The organism is Natronospirillum operosum (assembly GCF_004768465.1).
Lineage (GTDB): Bacteria > Pseudomonadota > Gammaproteobacteria > Pseudomonadales > Natronospirillaceae > Natronospirillum > Natronospirillum operosum.
In genome coordinates, this window is record NZ_SRMF01000005.1 from 130567 (window position 1) to 147925 (window position 17359).

The 17359-nt window shown below is 59.6% G+C and carries 17 protein-coding genes; 6 read left to right on the top strand and 11 right to left on the bottom strand.

The features are described 5' to 3' along the window. Nucleotides 1-11: 11 nt before the first annotated feature. From E4656_RS13205 to E4656_RS13215, 3 genes are all read right to left on the bottom strand, one after another. On the bottom strand, nt 12-683 hold the full coding sequence (locus E4656_RS13205) for a hypothetical protein (protein WP_135483761.1): 672 nt from the start codon (nt 681-683) through the stop codon (nt 12-14). A 513-nt stretch (nt 684-1196) separates the two neighbouring features. Next, entirely contained in the window at nt 1197-1799 is a 603-nt protein-coding gene (locus E4656_RS13210) for a glutathione S-transferase N-terminal domain-containing protein (protein ID WP_135483762.1), read from the bottom strand. Nucleotide 1800: 1 nt separating this feature from the next. Then, nucleotides 1801-2997, bottom strand: a complete 1197-nt coding sequence (locus tag E4656_RS13215) for a YbfB/YjiJ family MFS transporter (RefSeq protein ID WP_135483763.1) — start codon at nt 2995-2997, stop codon at nt 1801-1803. 129 nt (nt 2998-3126) lie between these two features. Here E4656_RS13215 and E4656_RS13220 point away from each other — a divergent pair, with 129 nt between their 5' ends. Beyond that, the gene (locus E4656_RS13220) at nt 3127-4008 is read left to right on the top strand and encodes a LysR family transcriptional regulator (RefSeq protein ID WP_135483764.1); all 882 of its coding nucleotides are present in this window, start codon (nt 3127-3129) and stop codon (nt 4006-4008) included. On the opposite strand, the gene E4656_RS13225 is transcribed toward E4656_RS13220, so the two are convergent. Beyond that, on the bottom strand, nt 4001-4423 hold the full coding sequence (locus tag E4656_RS13225; protein ID WP_135483765.1) for a MerR family transcriptional regulator: 423 nt from the start codon (nt 4421-4423) through the stop codon (nt 4001-4003). The genes E4656_RS13220 and E4656_RS13225 overlap by 8 nt on opposite strands. Before the next feature lie 63 nt (nt 4424-4486). Here E4656_RS13225 and E4656_RS13230 point away from each other — a divergent pair, with 63 nt between their 5' ends. From E4656_RS13230 to srmL, 3 genes are all read left to right on the top strand, one after another. Next, nucleotides 4487-5554, top strand: a complete 1068-nt coding sequence (locus E4656_RS13230; RefSeq protein ID WP_135483766.1) for an SO_0444 family Cu/Zn efflux transporter — start codon at nt 4487-4489, stop codon at nt 5552-5554. 98 nt (nt 5555-5652) lie between these two features. Next, nucleotides 5653-7413, top strand: a complete 1761-nt coding sequence (arsA, locus tag E4656_RS13235) for an arsenical pump-driving ATPase (protein ID WP_135483767.1) — start codon at nt 5653-5655, stop codon at nt 7411-7413. 353 nt (nt 7414-7766) lie between these two features. Beyond that, nucleotides 7767-8888, top strand: coding sequence for a PheS-related mystery ligase SrmL (gene srmL / locus E4656_RS13240; RefSeq protein WP_135483768.1), 1122 nt, complete (start codon nt 7767-7769; stop codon nt 8886-8888). Nucleotides 8889-8948: 60 nt separating this feature from the next. Here the strand turns inward: srmL and E4656_RS13245 are convergent, their stop codons facing one another. After that, nucleotides 8949-9344 carry a MerR family transcriptional regulator gene (locus E4656_RS13245; protein WP_167856060.1) on the bottom strand — a complete coding sequence of 132 codons (396 nt, stop codon included), beginning with the start codon at nt 9342-9344 and terminating at the stop codon, nt 8949-8951. Between the two features lie 92 nt (nt 9345-9436). On the opposite strand from E4656_RS13245, the gene E4656_RS13250 reads away from it, so the two are divergent. Continuing rightward, nucleotides 9437-10291, top strand: coding sequence for an alpha/beta hydrolase family protein (locus tag E4656_RS13250; protein WP_135483770.1), 855 nt, complete (start codon nt 9437-9439; stop codon nt 10289-10291). Between the two features lie 26 nt (nt 10292-10317). On the opposite strand, the gene E4656_RS13255 is transcribed toward E4656_RS13250, so the two are convergent. Genes E4656_RS13255 through E4656_RS13275 form a run of 5 tightly spaced genes read right to left on the bottom strand, consistent with a single transcriptional unit; the run spans nt 10318 to nt 15448 of the window. Continuing rightward, nucleotides 10318-11514, bottom strand: coding sequence for an acetyl-CoA C-acyltransferase (locus tag E4656_RS13255; protein ID WP_135483771.1), 1197 nt, complete (start codon nt 11512-11514; stop codon nt 10318-10320). Continuing rightward, nucleotides 11511-12785, bottom strand: coding sequence for an ArgE/DapE family deacylase (locus E4656_RS13260; RefSeq protein ID WP_135483772.1), 1275 nt, complete (start codon nt 12783-12785; stop codon nt 11511-11513). Before E4656_RS13260 ends, E4656_RS13255 begins: the two co-directional genes overlap by 4 nt. Then, on the bottom strand, nt 12772-13428 hold the full coding sequence (locus tag E4656_RS13265; RefSeq protein WP_205849203.1) for a 3-oxoacid CoA-transferase subunit B: 657 nt from the start codon (nt 13426-13428) through the stop codon (nt 12772-12774). Before E4656_RS13265 ends, E4656_RS13260 begins: the two co-directional genes overlap by 14 nt. After that, a complete protein-coding gene (locus tag E4656_RS13270) occupies nt 13415-14110 on the bottom strand; it encodes a CoA transferase subunit A (RefSeq protein WP_135483773.1) in 696 nt (231 codons plus the stop codon). The genes E4656_RS13265 and E4656_RS13270 overlap by 14 nt, the downstream gene beginning before the upstream one ends. Nucleotides 14111-14113: 3 nt before the next feature. Continuing rightward, the gene (locus tag E4656_RS13275; protein ID WP_135483774.1) at nt 14114-15448 is read right to left on the bottom strand and encodes an aminotransferase family protein; all 1335 of its coding nucleotides are present in this window, start codon (nt 15446-15448) and stop codon (nt 14114-14116) included. A 151-nt stretch (nt 15449-15599) separates the two neighbouring features. On the opposite strand from E4656_RS13275, the gene E4656_RS13280 reads away from it, so the two are divergent. Beyond that, nucleotides 15600-16520 (top strand): LysR family transcriptional regulator, encoded by a 921-nt coding sequence (locus E4656_RS13280; protein ID WP_135483775.1) that lies wholly within the window; start codon nt 15600-15602, stop codon nt 16518-16520. An 84-nt stretch (nt 16521-16604) separates the two neighbouring features. Here the strand turns inward: E4656_RS13280 and E4656_RS13285 are convergent, their stop codons facing one another. Continuing rightward, the gene (locus E4656_RS13285; protein ID WP_135483776.1) at nt 16605-17321 is read right to left on the bottom strand and encodes a hypothetical protein; all 717 of its coding nucleotides are present in this window, start codon (nt 17319-17321) and stop codon (nt 16605-16607) included. Nucleotides 17322-17359: the final 38 nt, after the last annotated feature.

Below are 17359 nucleotides of genomic sequence, written 5' to 3' on the forward strand. Positions count from 1 at the left end.
GACACTCCTGATCAAAAGTTCATGCCCAGACCGAAGCGGAAAGCGTCGTCGGCACTGACGTCCAGGCTCCAGTCCAGAGTTGATGGAAAAGATGAGTTCGTGCGGTTTTCCAGCCGAGCAAGCGCCCGCTCTGCGGGTGTCGGTATGAGCAGGCTGGCGATACCCGATGCCAGGGAGAACACCCCGGAATACAGCGCGGTGCTGGAACCGGTGTCGTCCAGCAGCAAATAATACGAGGCCACACCGAGGTTGACCGTCCCGGCTGCCAGACGTCGGGCGCGGTTCTGATTTGCAAGCTGAAACAAAGCATCTGCGGACCTCTGTTCACGCTCAGCCGGGTCATCCAGCCTAGCTGCTCGGTCCCTGGCGCGCTCGGTTCGAGAGGGGTAGTGGTGCAACACGAGTCCGGCGCCGCCTGCAAGCGCACCGCCAGCCGCCGCGATCAGGGCGTAGTCGTTTTCTCCATGGGCGTACAGCCCGACGCTGGCTATGGCGAGTGCCCCCGATCCCAGCCCCAGCAGTTGGCTCTGGGTACGCCTTTCCTGGTAGGCAGCGGCGGACAGTTCTTCCAGTGTGCCCCAGGCTGTGGCTGGAAACTCGGTGGCTTCGACATGGGCTGACGCGAGCAGCACTGTCAGAAGCATGGCAATAGGCAACAGATGCCGCGAAGAAGGGTTGGTCATGGGCTATTCCACTCACTCACATATCAGTGAGCAGATTATTCAGGGAACAAACTGTTATGAGAATGGCATTAATTCTTTAATGGATATGCAAAATTCTATAACCAGGCTCGTCTCTGCAGACGGGAGGTTCTGCGGCCAAGGGCCCAAATGCTGAAAAGCAGCAGTTGCTACCGTGAGGCATGCTGTTGCCGGCCCGGCTCCCAGTGCGATTGAAATACGCCCACTGATCATGGAGAAGCCCGCGTACAGGAATGCGGATCCTATGGAAAAGACAACACCGCGCAGGACGTTGCTCGAGTTGACCTGCGAACAGTCAACTTCTCTTATACCTCGCTTGCCACCAGAATATGAGTTGCCCAGATTGGGGGCCATGATCGTGGCAGTTTTTCGCAGCAGAAGGTCAAAGGGTTCGGCCGCTGTGGATGCGATTTCTGACCAAATGATTGAGACCTTGCTGCGCCAGACTGCTGCTGTGTCTCCTGGAGTCAGAACCAGAGGGGCAGAGTATGGGCCTCAGACGAACGCTGTCTCTTTGAAACTTGAATACTTCGAGAAATCAACCAGCCAGTCAGCCAGAAGCGGGTAGTCATTTCCCCATTGCAATGTAGGCAGTCGAAAGTCGATATAACCCAATGCAACGGCCGTAATGATCTGACCCAGGTTAATGTCGGATTTCATAACATCGCTGTCCACCCTGCCCTCCAGCCTCTGAAGGCATCGGACGATGGCATTCCGCCTGCGGATGCCGAGGACCGTACTGTCACTGTCTTGTCCAAAGTGCTTCCGATTGATAACAGTTGTGAAGGCAGCATCGGTAAGGCCCTGGCTCAGACCACAAAGAGCAAGCACATCGGCAAAGTCAGGGTTGCGAAGCAAGCTGCGGGCCGACGAGAGCCCATCCAGATACGCGGCTATAAGAAGGGATTCTGAGATAGACTCCCCCTCATTCGTTACCAGGACAGGGATCTTTCCATTCGGATTGGCGGTGAGCAATGCCTCGTCATCCGCCCAGGGATCTACCCAGTGGAGGTCCAAATCCTGTTCAAGCTGTTTTTCGATGGCACAGATGCGGGCGACTCTTGCGTACGGCGATGTTTGGTTCAGATAGAGTTTCATATCAATTTTTCTCCATCAGGGTGGTTTTTCGGAATGGCAGGTATCGGACTGACAGCAGAAGGCATCCGCTCATCAGGAGAACGGCTCCAATCATGAATAAGGGTTCGTAAGTGCCCAACATGGCGTATACCGATGACAGGGTGTATCCGCCGGTTGCCTGAGACGCGGCGAACAGGGTGGTCGCCACACCCCACATCTTCTTGTGGCCAGCAGGCCCGAGAATTTCAGCGAGCCGCCCTGCAGTGAGCGCTACAATTCCCGGAATCATGGCCCCGACGACCAGCGATGAAATCGTGATGCTGACCATGGATACTGATATCGTCGGCAATGCGGTTGCTATCGTTTTTGCCAGAAAGCCTGACAGCAGGGCCGCGTGCCACCCGAGCTTCCTGGCAGCTCGGCCCGCAATGAAAGGGCCGAGCACAGCACCTATGCCGAGTACAGCCCATTGGTAACTTGCCATGCTCTGCCCCATGCCGACCTCACGAGCAAGATAGTCCACCCAGAACACCGTATGGGGGACGAACCCGATTCCGTCCAGTGCGTAAGCGGCCAGGACTATGCCGACACTCCACTTCTGCGCTGCGGTAATGCCAACTGCCCCATTACCCGACTGCGGAGCAGGCGGTAATGGCTTCAGTCCAACAAGGGCTCGATCACCGATGAAACCTGCAATGGCAGCAAGCATGCCGAGCCCTGCCCAAGCAAAGGTCAGCCCCCAGTTCAGCAACAGCGGAATCACCGTGGCAGACAGAAAGGCGCCCATTCCAATACCGGTAAAAACCATCGCACCGGTAACCGGTCGTTGTGACTCTGGTGTATTGGACAGTGCCAGCGATGGAGCCACGACCATCAGGGTGGCACCGGCAAAGCCGGCCAGAAACCGCCAGATGAAGAACCACATGAACCCGGCCGGGCTTAGACAAAGCAAGAAACTCAGCGCCACCGCGACATACGCCACGCCCAGCACATGACGGGGTTTGTATCGTTCGGAAAGGGGGTGTGCTGCAATGGCGCCACCGAGATAACCAAGCAGATTTGCAGCACCCAGGTATGCAGCTTCAGTAGCTGTAAACCAGTTGGCTTCCACAAGAGCTGGAATGATTGGCGTGTAAGCAAACCGGGCCAGGCCTATCCCCACAAAAGTAGCCATGGCTCCGGCCAGCAATGCAGAGACATTGAGTCTGTTTGCTATCATGCCGATACACTCCTGTGGGTTTCATCCATACCAGCGGTCAAGGTACGCACCCTGCTGATTCATTTGAAGTGATTTGAAATGATGGCTAGTATCACAATTGTAGATATCAGCCACTGAGAAGAGCGCCAGATGCAACTGAAGTCGTTGAGAATATTTCGAGAGGTGGCCCGTACCGGTAGCTTTGTAGCAGCGGCTGAATTGCTACACACAGTCCAGTCCAACGTCACCGCACATATCAAGAAGCTCGAAGAAGAGCTGGATGCCAAGCTGATAGAACGCCACGGCGCTGTTCGACTCACCAGTGCGGGGCAAGCCTTGATTCAGTATTCGGAAAGCATTCTGTCCGCTCACGACGAAGCACTTTCACTGTTCAGGAAAAACGCCTCGCCTCGGGGGCGCCTTCGAATTGGTGCCATGGAAACCACAACGGCTTTGAGGCTCCCGCCCATCCTCGCGAAGTTCCACAAAGCGCACCCTGAGGTCGATATAGAGCTTCACACAGGGCCGACGGCGGATCTGATCAAGGGGATGATGGCAGGACAGCATGACTGCATCTTTGTCGCCGGAAAGGTGAATCATCCACGCCTTCATCAATTCAGAGCGTTCGACGAACAGTTGGTGCTTGTCTCTGGAAGGCACATGGACAAGATGCCTGCGCCCCAGGAATTGCAAACGGCGACGTTTCTTGCCTTTCGCCAGGGCTGCAGCTATCGCCAGCGAATTGAACTGCTGCTGGCGACCCATGGCGTCCATGCAACCCGAATATTCGATTTTGGCACTCTGGATGCGATGCTGGGCTGTGTTGCGGCTGGAATGGGATATGCGATACTGCCGAGCATGACGGTTGAGGCCCACAGGCACCGTTTCGAGGTGCATAGCTACCCGTTGCCTGAGGAGATCGGGCAAGTAACCACTTACTACGCCGTACCTGAAATGGATACCTGGACACCGGCAATGACTGCGTTTGCGGACGTGCTGCGAAGAGCGACTGATGCGCAAGTCTTCACATAGAAAGCGGGTTTGTGCCGGCTGACAGCGCACCAATGATCTTGCAGTCCCTGACTTCTCCCCCCTTGCACTGGTGTACGACAGAGCGCAGTTCGCGGGCCAGCAGTTCGAGGGCCTGGATGCGTTGTTCAATGTCCTCCAAATGGTGCCGTGCAATGCGGTTCACCGGCTCGCAGTCCGAGTGGGGCATCTGATCGACCATGGTCAACAGTTCACGTATGGTCTGCAGGCTCAGGCCCAGTTCGCGCCCGCGCCGTATGAACCGCAGGCGCTGTATATCCTGCTGGCTGTAATAGCGATAACCGTTGTCCGAGCGCGCCGGTGCAGGCAGCAGTTGCAGTTTCTCGTAATGGCGGATGGACTCGGCGGAGCAGCCGCTGATGCGAGCGGCGGCGCCGATGCGATGAGAGGAAGACATGGCTTGACCCTGTAACGATTGCAGGGTTTAGCCTAGCAGAATTCATCCAGGGAGGAGAACCCCATGACGATTCTGCAGAGTACACTGGAACTGGCGCTGACTGCGGCGCCCTGGCTGCTGATCGGCTTGATGCTGGCCGGGCTGATCAAGGCCTGGGTGCCGATGACATTCATTCATCGCTGGGTTGGCGGCAATGGGCTGCTGAGCATTGCACGTGGCGCCGTACTGGGCGCACCGCTGCCGCTGTGTTCCTGTGGCGCCATCCCGACGGCCTTTGCGCTGCACCGCAACGGCGCCGGGCGCGGCCCCATGACGGCTTTTCTGGTCGGTGCGCCGGGCGTGGGTGTGGACTCGATGGCCATGACCTATGCGTTGCTGGGGCCCTTCATGACGGCTGCCCGGGTGCTGGGTGCTCTGGTCACCGCCCTGGCCACCGGGCTGCTGGTCACGCTGAGCCGGGCGTCGTCGCAGCACCAGGAGCCGAGTCGGACAAGCTGCAGTAATGCCTGCGATGACAGCTGCGATGGACAGCCCGATGCTGCCCCCGAAACCCAGTCAGAGAACTGGGGCCAGGGCTCCATGGCCCGGCTGCGCGGTGGCTTGCGCTATGCCTTTCGGGACATTCTGGATGACATCATGCCCTGGGTGGTCGGCGGGCTGGTGCTGGCCGGCGCCATGACGGCACTGGTGCCCGAGGCCTGGCTGGCCACCCTCGGTGACAGCCTGTGGTCCATGCTGTTGCTGGCGCTGGTCGGCGTGCCACTGTATATCTGTGCTGCTGCAGCAACTCCTATCGCCGCCGGCCTGTTGCTTGCCGGTGTCTCGCCCGGGGCGGCGCTGGTGTTCATGCTGGCCGGTCCGGTGACCAGCATGGCGACCCTGGGCGCACTGCGGCAGGAACTGGGTAACTCTGCCCTGACGCTGTACCTGATCGGGGTGGTCGGCACCGTGGTCGCAGTCGGTCTGGTGACCGACTGGTGGCTTGAACACAGTGGTATCGTCGTGCTGGCGCAACTGGGCACAGTGCGCGAGCTGGTGCCGGTGGTTCTGGAGTGGGCTGCTCTGGTGATATTGGCCGGCCTGGCGACGCTGCGGTGGTGGCCGGGAGGGAGGTCTCTGCGATTGATCTGAATCAATGGCCCTGATGACCAGGCATGCTAGGTTGGTAATCGGTCATATTCAGTTCCCGGGGAGCTGTTCAGTACCTCGGTGGCACCAGGAGATGTTGCATGTTTACCGACCTGCCAAAATACGTGTTCTTCACCGGCAAAGGTGGTGTGGGCAAGACCTCTCTGGCCTGCGCCACTGCAGTCAGCCTGGTGGAGCAGGGCAGCCGCGTGCTGCTGGTCAGCACGGACCCGGCGTCCAATATCGGGCAGGTGTTCGAGACGACGCTGGGCAATGAGGTGCGGGCCATCAAGACAGTACCCGGGCTGGATGCCATCGAAGTGGACCCGGAAGCCGCAGCCCAGGCCTATCGTGATCGCATTCTCACGCCGCTGGCCGCAACTGCCAGCGAGGATGAAATACGCAGCGCCACCGAGCAGCTGTCCGGTGCCTGTACTACCGAGATAGCGGCGTTCGATGAATTCACTTCCCTGCTGACCGATCCGGATCTGGTCGACCAGTATGACCACGTCATCTTTGACACGGCGCCCACCGGCCACACCATACGCCTGCTGAAACTGCCTGGCGCCTGGTCCGGTTTTCTGTCCACGGGCAAGGGTGATGCGTCCTGTCTGGGGCCGCTGGCCGGGCTGGACAAGCAGAAGGCGCGGTACGCCGAGGCGGTGGAGCGCCTGTCCGATGGTGAGGAAACCCGGTTGATCCTGGTGGCTCGGCCGCGCACGTCGGCTCTCAAAGAGGTAGCCCGCACCTCGGAAGAATTGGCAGCGATCGGTCTGCGCAACCAGCAACTGGCCATCAATGGCGTCATGCCGGCCATGGAAATGGAAGGAAACGATGCACTGGCGCAGGCCCTGTATGACAAGGACCAGGCCGCACTGGCCGAGATGCCGAAGGTCATTCGTCAACTGCCGCGCGAGGACTTTCCGCTGCGCCCGGAAAATCTCGTCGGCCTGGACGCCCTCAAGCGCTTTGCCCGCAACGAACCGGCACCGACAGGTCAGGCTTCAGACAGCCCTGCAGACGTCGATTACCCGGATCTGAGCACTCTGGTCGATGATGTGGAGCCCCGAGACAAGGGCCTCTTGATGTTCATGGGCAAGGGCGGCGTGGGTAAAACCACCATGGCCGCCGCGTTTGCCGCCGAGCTGGCCCGGTGGGGCCGCAAGGTGCTGCTGACCACCACCGACCCGGCGGCCCATCTGAGTGAAACGCTCGGCGATGCGCTGGCGAATCTGACTGTCAGCCGCATTGACCCGGCGGTGGAGATCGAGCGCTATAAGGACGAGGTGATGCAGCGCAAGGGCAAACACTTGGACGCCGAAGGGCTGGCCATGCTGGAAGAAGACCTGCGCTCGCCCTGTACCGAGGAAATCGCCGTGTTTCAGGCGTTCTCCCGGGTCATTCGGGAAAGCAGCAAGCACTTTGTGGTCATGGATACCGCTCCCACCGGGCATACCCTGCTGTTGCTGGATACCACCGGCTCCTATCATCAGGACATGCTGCGCCACAGCGGCAACGACAAATCTGTGCGCATGGTAACGCCAATGATGCGCCTGCAGGATCCGGATGCCACCCAGGTCATGATTGTCACCCTGGCTGAAACCACACCCATTCTGGAAGCCGAAAAACTGCAGCAGGACCTGCGCCGGGCCGGCATCGAGCCCTGGGCCTGGATCATTAACGCCAGCCTGGCCGCCGCCGACACCCAGCATCCATTGCTGGCGCAACGGGCCCGAGCCGAGCATCCGCAGATCGACAAGGTCGCCTCCGGACTGGCCGCGCGCTATGCCGTGGTGCCCATGCAGGCGGAGGACCCGACCGGGGCCGACCGTTTGCTGTCTCTGGTGAATGTGCAGGGTTGAATCACATCTGGCGCGTGAGGAGTCCTGTTTTCGTGCCAATGGAAGGGATGCTGGACCTGCCTTGGGTCCGCTTGCGGAGCGCCAAGGGTTTCCGTATATTATTCGTCAGTTGGAGCAAGAAGATCACCATCCCCATGAACGGCAGTTTGGCTTTTCAGTATGTGCAGCGATTTATTCACCCCCGGCAGTGTGACGGCGCGGGTGGATGATGATGTGCGCATCATGATAAGCGGAAAACCCCCGGGCCTGCTCCCGGGGGTTTTTTGTTTGTGCGGTTGAAAGTGTGTGCTGGATAGCACACATCGACTGCGCTCGATTTTCCGCCAAAAGTTACTATTTGGAGAAATCGAATCATGGCCAATCTATTGTCAGCCGATGCGCTGTCGCGTTCCCTGTCCCTGCCTGATCTGACCGACCCCGCAAACGGGCCGCATGCATTGCAGCTGTTGCTGCAGAATATCCGACGTGCCCTGGCGAGCCAGTGGCGCTGTCAGCAGCAGATCGTGCGTACCAGTCCGGTTGTATCTGTCGAGAACAACTATGACCGGCTGGGCTATCCGCCCGGCGGTGCCGCCAGAGAAGCGCGCTATACCCGTTATGTGACCCCGCGCTACATTCTTCGCACGCAAACCTCTGCGGCGATTCCGGATCTGCTGGCTGGTCTGAACATTGATCCGCCGCAAGATCTGCTGTTGTTGTTGCCCGGATTGGTGTATCGGCGCGACAGCATCGACCGGCTCCATTGCGGAGAACCTCACCAGCTGGACCTGTGGCGAGTTGTGAGCAATGCGACTGGCCAGACCATGGCCCTGAGTGACCTCATGGAGATGATCAGCATCATCATGCAAGTGGCGCTGCCCGGGATGCGCTGGCGTACTGTCGAGTCACCACACCCCTATACGGAGCAGGGGGTGCAGATTGACGCTCTGTGGCACGACCAGTGGGTGGAAGTCGGGGAGTGTGGACTGGCGTCAACCCAGGTGCTGCGACAGGCCGGGCTCTCCGATCACAGCGGTCTTGCCATGGGTCTTGGTCTGGACCGGTTGCTCATGCTGCGCAAGAACATCCCGGATATCCGGCTTCTGCGCAGCCAGGACCCGCGAGTGTTGAAGCAGATGAATGATCTGGAACCCTATGTGCCGGTGTCCTCGATGCCGGCCGTTCAGCGTGATCTTTCGATCTGCGTGGCTTCTGAAATGGATGAGGAAACCCTGGGGGACCGCGTGCGTGGTCAACAGCAGTGTGCGGAGTACATCGAGGAAATCAGCGTCAAGGCTGAAACCCCCTACGCTGACTTGCCAGCCTCGGCGCGCCGTCGCATGGGTATGAAGCCGCAACAGAAAAACGTGCTGCTTCGGGTAACGTTGCGGCATATGGACCGTACGCTGACCGATCAGCAAGCCAACGAGATACGTAACGACATCTATCGGTTGCTGCACCAAGGTGACAGGCACGAACTGGCGCACAATGGCTAGGTGGACGTGACGCACCACCGCCTCCGGCGGCTGACTCTGCGTGTCAGACAGCCGCCGGAGCTATTTGTGGCAGCGGTTTTCAATCAACCCGACTTTCAGGTCGCTGGCGGACTGGGTCTCCAGCTTCGACAGCCACCTGAGCAGGGTCGCCCTGGATTGCTGCAGCGTCTCAATGTTCTCGTCTATACGCGCCACCTGCTGGTGCAGATGCGCGATCAGGGTGGGGCACTGTGGATCGGGGTCGCGCAAAAAGGGTATGGCCGGTCGAATTTCTTTCAGGGTGAAACCGACCGACTTGGCCAGCCGGATAAACTTCAATTCTTCGAGCACCTGTGGCGTGTAGGCACGATAGCCATTGTCCTGCCTGGCAGGGGGCGTGATCAGTCCTTCCTTCTCGTAATAACGCAGAGTTTCCTTGTTGATGCCGGCAGTTCTGGCCACTTGAGCCGCTTTCATGAATGGAAACCTCATAATTGTCGTCGGGTCTTGACTCTGTAGCATACTCCATACTTTAGACTCTGCCCATATTGCCAACACCGAGGTGTCCAATGACGGTTCAGGGACAGGATTTCACTTTCGAGGCAACCGATGGCTATCCGCTGGCGGGCTGCCACTACCGGGCAAGCGAGGCCAAAGGCGTTATTCTGATTGCGAGTGCGACTGGGGTACCGCAGGGTTTCTATCGCCGTTTTGCCGAGTACGCCACGACCCAGGATTTTTCCGCTGTGACTTTCGACTACAGAGGGATTGGCCGGTCTGCACCCAGGAGCCTGAAAGGCTTCGAAATGGATTTTCGGGATTGGGCGCGCAAGGACCTGAGCGCCCTGGTTGATTGGCTGCAGAATGAAAGCACGCCTCTGTATCTGGTCGGGCACTCCTACGGCGGCCATGCGCTGGGGCTGATTGACAACCATCACGCTATCCGCGCGGCCTGCTTCCTGGGTACCGGTGCGGGCTGGCATGGCTGGATGCCGAGGCTGGAGAGCCTCCGCGTCCGCTTCATGTGGCACGGCATGGCGCCGTTGCTGACCGGGCTGAAGGGCTACCTGGCCTGGAGCAGGCTGGGCATGGGGGAAGACCTGCCGCTTGGGGTCTATCAGCAATGGAAGCGCTGGTGCGGGTTCCCGCACTATTTCTTTGATGATCCCGAGTATACGGAGGTAAACGACCAGTTCTCAGCCGTGAAAACACCCATTCAGGCGATCAATGCCGTGGACGACAAGTGGGCCATGCCCCGGTCGCGGGATGCCTTCATGCAATTCTATGCCGCAAGCGTCGTTGACAGTGTGGATCTTGTGCCACAGGACATCGGGCTGAGGGAAATCGGCCATATGGGCTATTTTCGATCTCGAGCACAGAGCCTGTGGCCCGGCATAATTGCTTACTTCAAAAAGCACGGGTGAGTTGAACAGGCTCCGCCTGCAAGAACTTATGCACGGCTGCTACCGACTCGCTCGGTCAACAGCGCGATACCCTGACCACCGCCGATACAGGCGGCCGCTATGCCATAGCGCGCTCCGGTCTTTGCCAGCCCGCGCACCAGCGTACCGACGAGTCTTGCCCCGGTTGCACCCAGTGGATGCCCCAGTGCCAGTGCTCCGCCATGCATATTGAGCCGTGCGTCCTCTATGCCGAGTTGCTGTTGTGCGTACAGTGGGACCACACTGAAGGCTTCGTTGATTTCCCACAGGTCAATGTCGGCCACGGTCAGATTGGTTTGCTTCAGCAGCCGCTCCACCGCCGGCACGACCCCCTGACCCATGAGTTCCGGCTGGGTGCCCCGATCGACAGAGGCCAGAATGCGGGCCAGCGGCCTGACACCGGTTTGTGCAACTGCGGTTTCGGACATCAGCATGGCCAGAGAAGCACCGCTGGTCAGTGGTGAGCTGTTGCCGGCGGTAATGGCGCCGCCCTCGCTGAAGGCAGGCTTCAACTGAGCCAGTGAGGTCATGTCGGTGTCGGGTCGGATGGCCGCATCCTGATCGAAGGCGTGACCGTCGCTGACAGTCACCGGTTCTATCTCGCCAGCCAGAAAACCCTGCTGCTGGGCCTGGTGCGCGCGGGCATGCGAGCGGCAGGCAAATTCATCCATCTGCGTGCGGGCGATACCGGATTTTGCGGCCAGCCGCTCGGCGGTCAGGCCCATATTCAGCACCACATCCATTTCGTAAGATTTTCCGGTGTGCTCGGGCAATACGGGCACCCCGAGGGTACCCTCCTTGAACAGGGCCGGTCCCATGGGAACGCGCGTCATTTGTTCGTAGCCGCCGGCGAGAGCAATGTCGGCGGCGCCGCAGCCGATACTCATCATGCCGAAGCGCAGCGCCGCCAGACTGGAGCCGCATTGCTGATCGATCATGCGGCTGGCCGCCTGATCACCCAGGCGGCTCTGCAGCAGCGGATAGCGTCCGCCGAAGCTCCATTGCTCCTTGACCGGCAGCGCACAGCCCAGGCTCAGGTCATCCACCTGATCCGGTGCCACCCCGGTGGCGTCCAGGCTGCAGTCGATCAGGTGCGCCAGCAGACGATCAGCCGGCCAGTCGGCCAGCGCATCCACATGCGTCTTCTTCGGGTGCGCCCGGCTGAACGCAGTGCGGCGATAATGCGTCAGGTAAACAGGTTTCATAACGGCTCCAACTGGCCCCAGCGGCTGATGAACAGGGCATAGGCCTTCAGGGTGTGGCGGATGGATTCGATATTGACGCACTCGTCGACGCCATGAATATTCTTCGCCACCGGCCCGTAGCAGGTGCCGCCGGTTCGGTTGTAGAAATGAAAGGCGCGCAGATCGGTGGTGCAGGTGGACCAGTAAGGCTCGGGGTCCGCCCCGGTCAGACTGCGATGGCATTGCGCCAGCAGGTCGATCCCCGGATTGCCCAGATCCACCAGGTGCCCCTCCGAGCGGAAGCCGTGAAAGCGCAGACGGGGTTTCTCCTCCGCGAAGGCCGGATCCTTCTGGCAGGCCATCTCGATGCAGTCACTGACCCGCTGCATGATCTCGTTGGCTGTCATGCCGGGCGGGAACCCGATGCGCCCCTCCATTTCAGCGAAAGCCGGCACGCTGGAGGGCCAGTTGCCACCCTTGATGGTGCCGATGCTCAGGTTGAAGGGGTGGTCTACCTCCAGATAGGGGCCGGTGCGGTGCCGTTCATTCAGTTCGGACTCCAGGTCCTGCAGCCAGGGCAGCAGTCGCTGCAACTGCTCGATGGCATTGACGCCAGTGCCGGCCGCCTGCACATGCACCGGCTTGCCGCGTATGCCGATCTTGAACCAGAGCACGCCCACCTGGCCCGAGTAGAGCGCCGGGCCGAAGGGTTCGGGAATGAGCACGAAGTCGCCGCCATATCCCTGATGCAGGCAGGCCAGGGCACCATTGCCCGAGCATTCTTCTTCCACCACGGTCTGCAGTGTCAGCGGCGAGATGATCCGGTAGCCGGCGTGGCGGATGGCATGCACGGCGTAGATCATGGCGGCGACGCCGCCCTGCATGTCACCGGCACCGCGTCCGTACAGCCAGCTATCGCTCTGCCAGGGCTGATTGGGCGGGCGCGTCCACATGTCGAAGGGGTCGGCACTGACCACATCAAGATGGCCATTGAAGACCAGGGTTTTCCCCGGTGCCCCCGGATTCAGCTGCGTGACCAGGTTGTACTTGTTCTCGTGGTCCCAGGGTACCGGGGTGTAGAGCTCGTGCTGGCTGAGCGTCTCTTTCTGCATGCCGACCCGGGTGACGGGCAGCCCGAGGGCATTCAACTGGTCCTCTACCCGGTGCAGCACCCCCTGTTCCTGCCCCAGAATCGAGTACTCTTTCACCATGTCTTGCAGAAATGAGAGCGCGTCCGGGAACACCGCATCCGCGCTGGCGAGCAAGGCGCTTTCATGTTCATGCAGTGTCATGAGGGCCCTCCCCGGTGGCAAAGTTCAGTTCGGCTTCTGTCTTTTCCTGCAGTTCCGCGTCACTGATGTCGACCAGCTTTTCCCGCACCACCAGGCCATCACCGGTGACGTCGATTACGGCCAGGTCGGTAATGATGCGGCTGACACAGGCCTTGGCCGTCAGCGGCAGGCGGCAGGTATGAAGAATCTTGGGCTTGCCGTACTTGTCGGTGTGATTGGTCAGCACGACGATGCGCCGAGTTTTCTGGGCCAGTTCCATGGCGCCGCCGATACCGGGTGAAAACTTGCCCGGAATCTTCCAGTTGGCCAGGTTGCCCGCCGAGTCGACTTCAAAGGCGCCGATCATGGTCAGGTCCAGGCGTGCGCGGCGAATGATGGCGAAGGAGACAGCGCTGTCGAACAGGCTGGCGCCCTGGCCAAGCGAGACATAGGCCCCGGCGGCGTCGATCAGGAAGGGGTCCATGGCCTCCGGTGCGGCCTGTTTCCAGGCGCCGAGAATGCCGTTTTCCGAATGGATCTGAACGTCAAAATCATCCGGCAGGTAGTGCATGATCCGGGACGGCAGGCCGATACCCAGGTTGACGATGCTGCCCGGCGTGATTTCATTCACCGCCCGGCTCAGGATGCGTTCAGCGACGGACATGATGATCGATAATCCCGTAGTCTGAGGTGAGTTGTGCCAGCGAGACCACGCTGTCGACAAAGGCCCCCGGGGTATGGATATGTTCCGGTCGGAAATGACCCGGTGCAGCCAGGCTGGGGGTTTCCACAATGACGTGATCGGCGGCCATGGCCATCAGCGGGCTGAAATTGATCGCCGAGCCCCGGTAGACCAGATTGCCCAGCCAATCGGCCTCGGCGGCATGGAGCAGGGCAAAGTCCGCGCTCAGCGCCATCTCGACCTTGTAGGTCTGGCCCTGCCAGTCCAGCAGGTCTTCAGGCCGGGTGATTTCCGAGTCCAGGCCGATATCGGTCAGGAAGCCGAAGCTGCCGGCACCGGCGGTGCGAATTTTCTCGGCAAGTATGCCCTGCGGGTGAAACTCAATGTCGAGCTGGCCCTGATTCATCAAGTCGATGGCCCGTTTGTTGAGCCCGATATGGGTGGTGATCAGTCGGCTGACCTGGCCGTTCTCGATCAGCTTGCTGATGCCGTGGCCTGCTTCGTTGGCGTCGTTCTTGATCAGGGTCAGGCCGGTTTGTCCCTGGCGGAGCAGTTCATGGATCAGGCTGAAGGGTGTGCCGGGGTTGCCAAACCCGCCAATCATAACCCGGGCGCCGGACGGAATGGCAGCGATGGCCTGTTCAATGGTTTGATTCTTCTTCATGATTCAGGATCCCTCCCCGGACACCAGTTGCTCGAAGGCGTCCAGGCTCTGGTCCAGCAATGCAATGATGTCGTCGATGTCGGATGCGGTGACCGTCAGGGGCGGGGTGATCAGCACATGGTCGCCCTTGATGCCATTCAGTGAGCGGCGCGGGTAGATCAGCAGACCACGTTCCCTGGCCAGGCGGGTGAGTTTCTCGAACGCATTGAACTCGGCCGGAAAGGGCGTCTTGCTGGTCTTGTCCTGTACTAGCTCCACGCCCTGCAGCAGACCCAGGCCGCGTACATCACCGATGCAGCTGTATTTTTCCGCCAGTTGATCCAGGTGGCTGCGCAGGTAAGTCCCCATTTCAACGGCGTTGCCGAGCAACTGCTCGGTGTCGATGACCTTGATCACGGCCAAGCCAGTGGCACAGGCCAGCGGGTTGCCCGCATACGTATGGCCATGCATGAAGCCGCCGCTGCTATTGACGACATCAACCAGTTCCTCTCGTGCCATCATGGCGGCCACGGGGTAGTAACCGGAGCCGAGGCCCTTGGCCAGGGCCAGGATATCGGGTGCTATGCCGAAATGCTGATAGGCAAACCAGGTCCCGGTGCGACCCATGCCGGTCAGCACTTCATCCATGATCAGCAGGCACCCGTAGCGGTCACAGAGACTGCGCAGACCCTCCATGTACTCTTGGGTGACCATGCGGCCACCGGTGCTGGCGCCGCCGACCGGTTCCAGCGCAATGGCTGCAATGGTCTCCGGGCCGGCTTCCAGTATCGCGGCTTCGGTCTCTTCCAGCACGGCGGTGATGTGGGCTTCGACGCTGTCCTCTTCATGGCGGTAAAGATCAGGGGAGGGCACCTTGATGGAACCGAGAGTGATCTGTCGGTAAGGGGCTTCCAGGGGTTCGTATCCGGTCAGACCCAGGGCGCCGAGGGTGCTGCCGTGGTAGGACGGGCTCAGTGAGACAAAACGACTGCGTTCGGGCTGCCCCTGAGCCACAAAGTACTGGCAGGCCAGCTTCATGGCGCTCTCCACAGCTTCCGAACCGCTGCCGACAAAGAAGACCTTCTCCAGATCGCCCGCCGACAGGTCCACCAGTCGATTGGCCAGATCCAGCGCCACCTGACTTTCGAACTGGGTCCGATAGCTGAAGGCAACCCAGTCGAGCTGGTCGATCATGGCCTGCTTCACGGCGGGATGGTTGTGTCCGACATTGCAGGTGATGGCGCCGGAGCAGCCATCAATATAGCGGCGGCCTTCGGTATCCCAGAGATAAATGCCTTCGGCGTGACTGACCAGGGGCATATTGCCTCCGGTCAGATAGAAAAGTGCGTTGTCGGACATGTGTGAACTGTCCTCGGTCTGAAAGATGATTTTCTGATCGTTTCAGCATTATAGGAACAGCAAAAAAATAATTTCAACGCATAATGTTTTTTCATTATTTGATGATATAAAGTCATATATCAGGATATGCAATGACCGGATATTCAGCATCATGAGCGACATCAACCTCAACTCGTTGAAATCTCTACTCATTTTCAAGACGCTCTACGAGACGGGCACAGCCACCCGTACCGCCAGGGATCTGGGCATTACCCAGTCCGGGGTCAGTCGGTCCCTGGCGCAGTTGGAAGAAAATATCGGCATACCGCTGTTTATGCGGCACAAAAAGCGGCTGATTGCCCTGCCGGAAGCGGAAGAGCTCTATGGTGAGATTCTTGGTCTGCTGAGCAACCTGGACAACATGAAACACAGCATTGTGGCCCTGCGCGAGTTCGGTGCTTCACGATTGCGTATAGCCTCGGCCCCGGCGCTGGGTTTTGCCTATGTCCCGGCGACTATCGCGGGCATCCTGAAAGACAATCCGAAGTACAGCATCTATCTGGATATCATGCCAAGTCCGGATGTCGTGCGTGGTGTAGAGGCCGGGCATTTTGATGTGGGCTTTGTCACGCTGCCGGTGTCCAGTCACAGCCTGATCGTGGATGAATTGCTGACCACAGAGGCCGTCTGTCTGGTCCCGCCCAATCACAGTCTGGCCAGCGCCAGGGTGATCGCAGCTGAAGATCTGAGTGGACAGCATCTGGTGATTCCCAGCCAGCCCAACCTGGCGGCGGACCAGTTGCTGCTGCACCTGTCGGAGAAAAATATCCGCATTGCAGGGAAGACTGAAGCCAATATTGCGGCGGTGTATTCACTGGTCGCCAATGGCGTGGGCATTACTCTGATCAATCCAATTACGGCCTATGATCATCGAACTGCCGGTGACAACCCGTTGATCAAGCCTTTCCGGCCTGCTTTCCATTATCGCTTTGGCCTGGTTTACAAACAGAAGTGGGCGGACAATCGCCTGGTTGGGCTGCTGAAGGAAATGATGCCGGAGTTGCCTGACCATCTGGTGGCCACACGGATGTGAGATGAGCCAGAACGCACCGGGGCAGCAGACGCGCTGGCAGACCGGCCAGGTCCCGGGACCCGGCCGGCTGCGTGATGACGGGTATCAGATGGCGCCGAGTTTATCGGTGGCAGTCTTGAGACGGGTTTCAACGGTGTCGCGCTCGCGGCCCCTGGGGAAGTCGTCCAGGTAGTTCTGGGCCATCTCCTTGATGTCCTCCAGCGCACTCAGGCGCTCGGCCGCCCCTTCGGCTTTCTCGTAATTGGCCCATACACTCTCGATGCGGCCGAAGAAATCCGTGGCCTGGGCGTGACTGATCTCGTCCTGCCAGTGTTGATGCAGGTCCAGCACCTTCTGCGGTGCATTGGGCTGGCGCGCCATCATGCCGAGAGTGTATTCGGCGCTGACCGGGCTGTGATCCGTGCCGGGGCCATAGAGTTTTTCCAGAATGGCAGCCGGTTCGGACAGTGCCACGCCGTAGACCGCATTGGTGTGCCAGCCCAGATTGACCAGAATGACCCGGTCGGTTTCGGTAGGCTGATTCAGGGTGATTTCATACTTGTCGTCGTCCAGCTTGTCGACGCTGAACTGTGCTTCGGCATTCATGCCCAGCGTTTCCACGTGCCGTGTATCGACCCGGGTCCATTCGGCGATGAAATGCTCCGACTGCAGCAGCAGCTTGACCGGCTGCTCGATGTCCTCGATCACCGGCAGGGTGAACAGACGCGTGGAAAAATCGAAATCCAGATGTTCCAGACCGTCGATCTGAATCAGTGGCTTGTAACCGTTGGTGGTTTTGATGAGTGCGGTTGCGTTGCTCATGGTCTCTCCTTGTGGTGTGGTCCCTGTTTGCGGGGTGG